The sequence below is a fragment of the Streptomyces sp. NPDC007189 genome, from assembly GCF_040703635.1.
GTDB lineage: Bacteria > Actinomycetota > Actinomycetes > Streptomycetales > Streptomycetaceae > Streptomyces.
Genome location: NZ_JBEYEY010000026.1, coordinates 65,377 through 71,456, shown reverse-complemented (window position 1 = coordinate 71,456; position 6,080 = coordinate 65,377). Strand labels below are relative to the sequence as shown.

Annotated in this window: 4 protein-coding genes, 3 pseudogenes and 1 other annotated feature; of the genes and pseudogenes, 3 read left to right on the top strand and 4 right to left on the bottom strand. The window is 68.4% G+C overall.

Going from position 1 to position 6,080, the window contains the following annotated elements; genetic code table 11:
* Window positions 1-279: pseudogene (locus AB0950_RS36675) on the top strand (hypothetical protein); the annotation flags it as partial.
* Window positions 280-293: 14 nt separating this feature from the next.
* On the opposite strand, the gene AB0950_RS36670 reads toward AB0950_RS36675, so the two are convergent.
* Entirely contained in the window at window positions 294-812 is a 519-nt protein-coding gene (locus AB0950_RS36670) for a transposase (protein WP_366780403.1), read from the bottom strand.
* Window positions 813-833: 21 nt separating this feature from the next.
* On the opposite strand from AB0950_RS36670, the pseudogene AB0950_RS36665 reads away from it, so the two are divergent.
* Window positions 834-2,022, top strand: a pseudogene (locus AB0950_RS36665) (IS3 family transposase).
* Window positions 1,094-1,207 (top strand) — a sequence feature (AL1L pseudoknot). It overlaps the preceding pseudogene by 114 nt.
* Window positions 2,023-2,280: 258 nt before the next feature.
* Here AB0950_RS36665 and AB0950_RS36660 read toward each other — a convergent pair.
* From AB0950_RS36660 to AB0950_RS36650, 3 genes and pseudogenes are all read right to left on the bottom strand, one after another.
* A pseudogene (locus tag AB0950_RS36660) lies at window positions 2,281-2,790 on the bottom strand (alpha-amylase family glycosyl hydrolase); the annotation flags it as partial.
* 304 nt (window positions 2,791-3,094) lie between these two features.
* Window positions 3,095-3,859 (bottom strand): methyltransferase domain-containing protein, encoded by a 765-nt coding sequence (locus AB0950_RS36655; RefSeq protein ID WP_366780400.1) that lies wholly within the window; start codon window positions 3,857-3,859, stop codon window positions 3,095-3,097.
* A complete protein-coding gene (locus tag AB0950_RS36650) occupies window positions 3,856-5,538 on the bottom strand; it encodes a GNAT family N-acetyltransferase (protein ID WP_366780399.1) in 1,683 nt (560 codons plus the stop codon). Before AB0950_RS36650 ends, AB0950_RS36655 begins: the two co-directional genes overlap by 4 nt.
* A gap of 71 nt (window positions 5,539-5,609) precedes the next feature.
* Here AB0950_RS36650 and AB0950_RS36645 point away from each other — a divergent pair, with 71 nt between their 5' ends.
* A complete protein-coding gene (locus AB0950_RS36645; RefSeq protein ID WP_366780397.1) occupies window positions 5,610-6,074 on the top strand; it encodes an Lrp/AsnC family transcriptional regulator in 465 nt (154 codons plus the stop codon).
* Window positions 6,075-6,080 lie beyond the last annotated feature (6 nt).

The following is a 6,080-nucleotide window of genomic DNA, read 5'->3' as shown; positions in this document are numbered from 1 at the left end:
CTGCGCCCGATGAACCCGGCCGGTGAGTACGACCCGAACCATGGCATCCCGGAGTTCATCGTCGGCTCCGGCGGCGAGGCCATCGACACCCTCGCCGGCATACCGGGCAATTACGACAACCCCAACGTGGTCACCGCCCAGGACAGCGCCTTCGGCGGCATGAAGCTCACTCTCAAGTCCCACAGCTACAACTGGGACTACAAGCCCGTCCAGCCGGGCCCGGGCTTCGACTCCACGGCGCTGCAGTACAACGACTCCGGCAGCGGCACCTGCAAGTGAAGCTCCGCCCTCCTTCACACCGATGCCCGACGGGCCCGTGACAACGGGAAGGGTGTTGGCGGTATCCGCCGTACGCAGGGACCAGGGTCCGTCTTCAGACGGATCTTGCTCAGAGCAGGAATGACGCGAGTGTGACCGCCGCTTCGCAGGAGGTGGCGGTCTTCTCCTATCTGGTAGCGATGCCGCGGAAGCCTTTGAGCCGGTTGAAGCAGCGTGATGCGGGTGCCACGGGCCAGCCGGTGCCATCGCTGCTCGGTCTTCTCTGGGATGGTGTTCGGGATGCTGCGTTTGCGCAGGTAGGCGCGGAACCCGCGGGAGCTGTAGGCCTTTTCTGCGATGACCTTGTCGGGCCGGCAGCGTGGTCGGCCCAGGGCGGTGCCAGGAGCGCGGATCCGTCGCAGAAGAGGGCGTGCACAGATGCTGTCGTGGCGTTGTCCTGGCGTCACCAGGATCGCGAGCTGGCGGCCCTTGCCGTCGCAGGTGTGAGCTGCTCTTGCTTTCGTGGAGTCCCTGAAGCCTGGGTTACGATCCAGGCGTAAGGAGAACCATCAGCAGTGCCAGCACCCCGTAAGTACCCCGATGAGCTCCGCGAGCGCGCCGTCCGCGAGGTCCGCTCGAGCGGCCGTCCGATCGCGCACGTAGCCCGTGACCTCGGCATCCACAAAGAGGCCCTGCGGTCCTGGGTCCGCCAGGCCGAGGCCGACGCCGGCGAGCGCGACGACCGCCTGACCAGCTCCGAGCTGGAGGAGCTGAAACAACTCCGCAAAGAAAACGCCGAGTTGAGGCGGGCCAACGAGATTCTCAAAGCGGCCAGCGTGTTTTTTGCCCAGGAGATCGACCGTCCCCGGACGAGGCCGAGCAGGTGATCGACCACCTGCGCGACGGCTTCGGGGTCGATCCCGTCTGCCGGGTGCTTCAGTTGTCCCCGTCGACGTACTTCGCGCGCAAGCAGCGGCCGAAGTCGGCCCGCCAGCTCCGCGACGAGGCGCTGATCCCGCTGGTCACGGCCGTGTGGGAGGACTCGGGCCGCACCTACGGCGCCCGCCGTGTCACCCGCGCCCTCATCCGCGCGGGGCACCGCGTCGCCCGCTGCACCATCGAGCGGCTGATGCGTGAGCTCGGCATCGAGGGCGTCATCCGCGGACAGCGCCGGCGCACCACCATCCCCGAGCCGGCCGCCCCGCGTCCGCCCGACCTGGTCAACCGGCGGTTCACCGCCGAGCGGCCGAACCAACTGTGGCTGGCCGACCTGACCTACGTCCGCACCTGGTCAGGCTGGGTCTACGTCGCTTTTGTCCTGGACGCGTACTCCCGTCGGATCGTGGGCTGGCAGGTTGCGAATCACATACGCACAGACCTGCCGCTGGACGCGTTGGAGATGGCCCTGTGGCGGCAGAAGATCAAGAAGGACGCCGATCTCATTCACCACAGCGACCGCGGGTCGCAATACGTGTCCATTCGCTACACAGAGCGATTGCCGAGGTCGGCGCCTCCGCGTCGGTCGGCTCCGTCGCGCACAGTTACGATAACGCGATGGCCGAGGCCCTGAACGGCACGTTCAAGGCCGAACTGATCGAGCATCAGGGGCCGCGGCGGAACCTCGACGAGGTCGAGCGGGCTGTGTTCCAGTGGGTCGCGTGGTACAACGGTGAACGGCTCCACTCCGCCCTCGGCTATGTGCCGCCCGACGAGTACGAACAGGCGTACTGGGCGCAACCGGCGGAAGCCCCGCAGACCGCTTGATCACACGATCGCGGACTCCACGAAACTCGGGGCAGCTCAGGTGAGATGGATTTTGGTGGTCAGTCCACCTCGGGATCGACGCTCGGGTGAACGCGCCGCCCAGGGCAGTTTCGGGCGCCGGTGACGGGGGCCGAGGTGGCGTGGTCGCTGAAGTTGATCGCGTAGCGGCGGAAGCGATTCCGGCATTGGGAGTCGACGATCCACCATGCGGCGGTGTTGCCGGGTGGGCAGGCATTGCTGGCCCGCGCGGATCCGTTCGTCGCCGCGGGCGAAGGCCAGGACGTGTGGTAGGGACTCGAGCCAGGGGAGCAGCCGTCGCCCAACTGCGGCGGGGAGAGCCACAGTTGGAGGGACTCCCGCTGCAGGTGCCGGAACGAGCGGGTGTCGGCCAGGGCACGCTCGGTGGCGTTTTCGGCGAATCATGCGGGCTGTGGCAGCCATGGTCGGGCTGCGGGACCAGGCAGCCGTCGCGGACTCGGTCACGACTGTCAGTGCGACGGAAGATGGGGTCGGTGAGCACTTCGTCTGGCAGGTCCAGCCCCTTGGGCAGACCCTGCTCCTCGCACTGGTAGATGTAGGCCGCGCCGGACAGGGCGAACATGAGCAGAGCGGCGGCCAGGACGCGGGCCGTGCCCAGGCCGCTGTCGCGGCTGCCGGCTTCGCCGTATCGGGCGACGGCTCGAACCTGTCATGGTTGTTCAGCACCCAGGTGATGGTGGAGCCGCTGCCGGTGATGTCGCGTATCGCGGCGGCCATGGCCGTGCGGAAGCGTCGGCGTCCCCGGCGGCGCTGAGCAGGCCGCCGGTCGTCGGGCCGGTGAACCGGCGAGCACCGTCTGCGCCGCCGAACAGCTCGCCTCTTCTGCTTGGATCGGTCATGTCCGCCCTTCAGTTCGCGCCGGTGCGCACGTGGCCATGACCGCCACGGTCGCGTACCGCATCTTGGAGCCGTTGCGCATCACGTCTGGTCGGCGCCAGGGCACCTGGTGTTCACCGGGAAGGTCCCTCGCCGAAGACTGGGGCCTTCCGTAAGGTGGTCGTCACGGTTCTTGCCGACGAGCCTTGATCGCCCGTCAGGGTTTTACGGCGTGCAGGATCCGCATGCCCCTGGAGTCGGCGGCGTCGCGGTGGACGTCCAGTCCCGCCGCCCGGCACTGCTCGGCCAGCCAGGCGGACGCGATCCGCAGCTTGGGGTAGCTGCTTGCCTGTTGCTGCCAGGAGCCGTTCGTCCGGGTGTGGAGCAGGTCGTGGACGATCACGGTGTCCTCGTCGCGGTATTCGAGGAAGCAGGTGAGCAGCCGGTCGTTGCTGCTGCGTACCGGAATGAAGCGGTCGGTGCCACGTAGCTCGGCTGTGAGGTCGCGGTAGGTGACGACGAGGTGGCCACCGGAGGCGAGGGCACGGCCGATGTGGCCGAGCAGGACGGGGACGTCTTCCTTGGCCGGGAGATGGGGAAGCGTGTCACCCATGCAGACGACGGCCGCGACCGTGCCCGGCTCGGCCGCCTCGGGCAGCAGGGTGCGGATGTCGCCGTGAACGGGCCGCACCGCCTGGGTGCCCTGGGCATGCGCGACAAGCTCGTCGAGCAGGCGGCGGCTGGTGTCCATGGCGATCACGGGTGAGAAGCCGAGGCGGACCAGGGCCAGCGTCTGCGCACCGGAGCCGCAGCCCAGATCAATGGCCGTCCCGCCGTCTTCGACCCCCGCCACGCCGAGTTCTGAGAGCAGCGTGGCCTGCCGGTCCGCGACTTCGTGGACATCGCCGCCCAGCATCCAGGTGTAGTGCTCGGCGAGCAGCCGGTCGTAATGGTCGACGGCGGTGCCCGTATCGGTGGTCATGGCGTGTTCCTCGGGGTTGTCTGTGCGCCTCGTCGTGCGTCGGTCTGCGTGAGCAGCGAGGCGTCGGGCCAGGTGAAGCGGAGCTTGGTGGGTGAGCCGGCGAGCCGGGACGGTACGCCGCCGGGGGGTGACACCGGCGCCTTTTCGACACAGATGCCGCCCAGGGTTCGGTAGAACTCCTGGGCCGCTGTGTTCTTTTCGAGCACCCACAGGTACAGGGCGTTGCCCGTCGCGCGTTCGACAACGGCCTGCGCAGCGTGGGAGAGCAGCGTGGTGCCGAGGCCCGTTCGCCGGCGGTGCTGGGCGACGTGCAGGTTGTCGACGAGGCTGCCCCAGCGGCTGTCCTCGTCGAAGACGACGTGGACGAACCCCGCAAGTCCGGTGTCGTCCTCGGCCACGACCGTCGCGCCGCCCCTGGTCGAGGCGGAAAGACGCGAGGACCAGACGGACCGCCGGTCGGCCACCGCGTCACCGTCCAGGAACGCGTCGGAGTACGCGCCGCGGTAGTACCGACGCCAGCTGTCGGCGTGCAGCAGTGCCATGTTCTCGGCGTCGCCGGGCCCCGCTGCCCGCAGCCGCAACGATGGTGTGGGTGAGTTGACCGGGGCAGAGGCGGCGCGCAGGCGGCGCATGGCCAGCTCGCCGGCCGCCTGCGCCGGGGTCTGACCGCGGCGTTGCGCGGTGTCCAGCAGCTCGTCGACGGTGTCCTCGATGGCGCGGACGCGTGCGTGGGCTTCGTCGGCACTGACGTGGTGGAGTTCGGTGCTGACGGCGTTGATGACTCCTCCTGCGCTCGCGACATAGTCCGGCACCCAGATGATGTCGCGGTGGTGCAGCAGGTCTGCGACATCGGGCGTGGCGAGCTGGTTGTTCGCCGGTCCAACCACAGCGCGGCAGTTCAGCTCCGCCACTGTCTGCCTGGTCAGGACGGAGCCGAGGGCCGCGGGGACCAGGATGTCCACGTTCGCGGCGAGGATCTCGTCGGGCGACCGCCAGACAGCGTCGAGCTCGTCGGCGGTGCTGCGCTTGTCCGGGTCGATGTCGGTGACCGTCAGGGCGGCGCCCTCTGCGGCGAGGAGGCGGGCGAGGTCGGCGCCGACGCGGCCCAGACCGACCACGGCGAGACTTCGGCCCTCCAGACTCGCGGTGCCGTACAACCGTCGGCTCACGGCGCGCAACGCGGCGAGCGTCCCCTGTGCGGTATGCGGAGACGAGTCGCCGCTGCCGCCCAGATGCACCGGCCGGCAGAACACATAGGGAGTGGTTTCCCCGATCACTGCCATGTCGTCGGGGCCGGTCCCGACATCCGGTCCGGTGGCGTACGCCCCGCCGAGCGAGTCGATGACGTCTGCCACGTCACGCAGCACGTCGCGACGTCGACCAACATCGACTTTCATCCCCTCCGGCAGGACCACGACGGCCTTCCCGCCGCCGCTGGGCAGCCCGGCAACGGCGAATTTGGAGGTCATCGCGGCGGACAGGCGAAGGGCGTCGGTGAGGCCGTCCCGCCAGTGGGGGTAGTGCCAGACCCGGAGGCCGCCGGCTGCCGGACCGAGTGCCGTGGAGTGCACAGCCACGATCACCGGAAGTCGCGAGCGCCGACCGGTGTGGATCGCGACCTGCTCATGATCGAGCATGAACCCGCCCGTCCCTTCGCTTATTCGGCTTGGTAGTGACATGCTGCACGAACGCTTCACTGAACACGGTCATGGCCGAACGACTGAGGGAAAATGGGATACGGTTGCCGGCCATGGACGAACTTGATTCGGAAATTGTCCGGCTTCTCCAGACAGATGCACGGCAGTCCAACCGTGAAATCGCCCGGCAACTCGGCATCGCCCCGTCGACCTGCCTGGAGCGGGTTCGGGCGCTCCACCGCCGGGGCGTCATCCGCGGCTACCACGCCCACATCGACCCCGCAGCCCTCAATCGCAACGTTCAGGCGCTCGTGTCCGTTCAGGTACGTCCCCTCAGTCGCGCCGTCATCGACGCCTTCAAGGGCTTCGCCAGCGGCCTGCCGGAAGTCCTCCACGTGTTCGTGCTCTCCGGAGGCGACGACTTCCTCCTTCACGTCGCGGTGCAGGACCTCGACCACCTGCACGCCTTCCTGACCGACCGGCTCAGCAAACGCGGTGAAATCACCGGCTTCCGCACCTCGGTCATTTTTCAGCAGGTGAGCAACACCGCCCCTGCACGCCTCCCCACACCCAACTAATGCTGT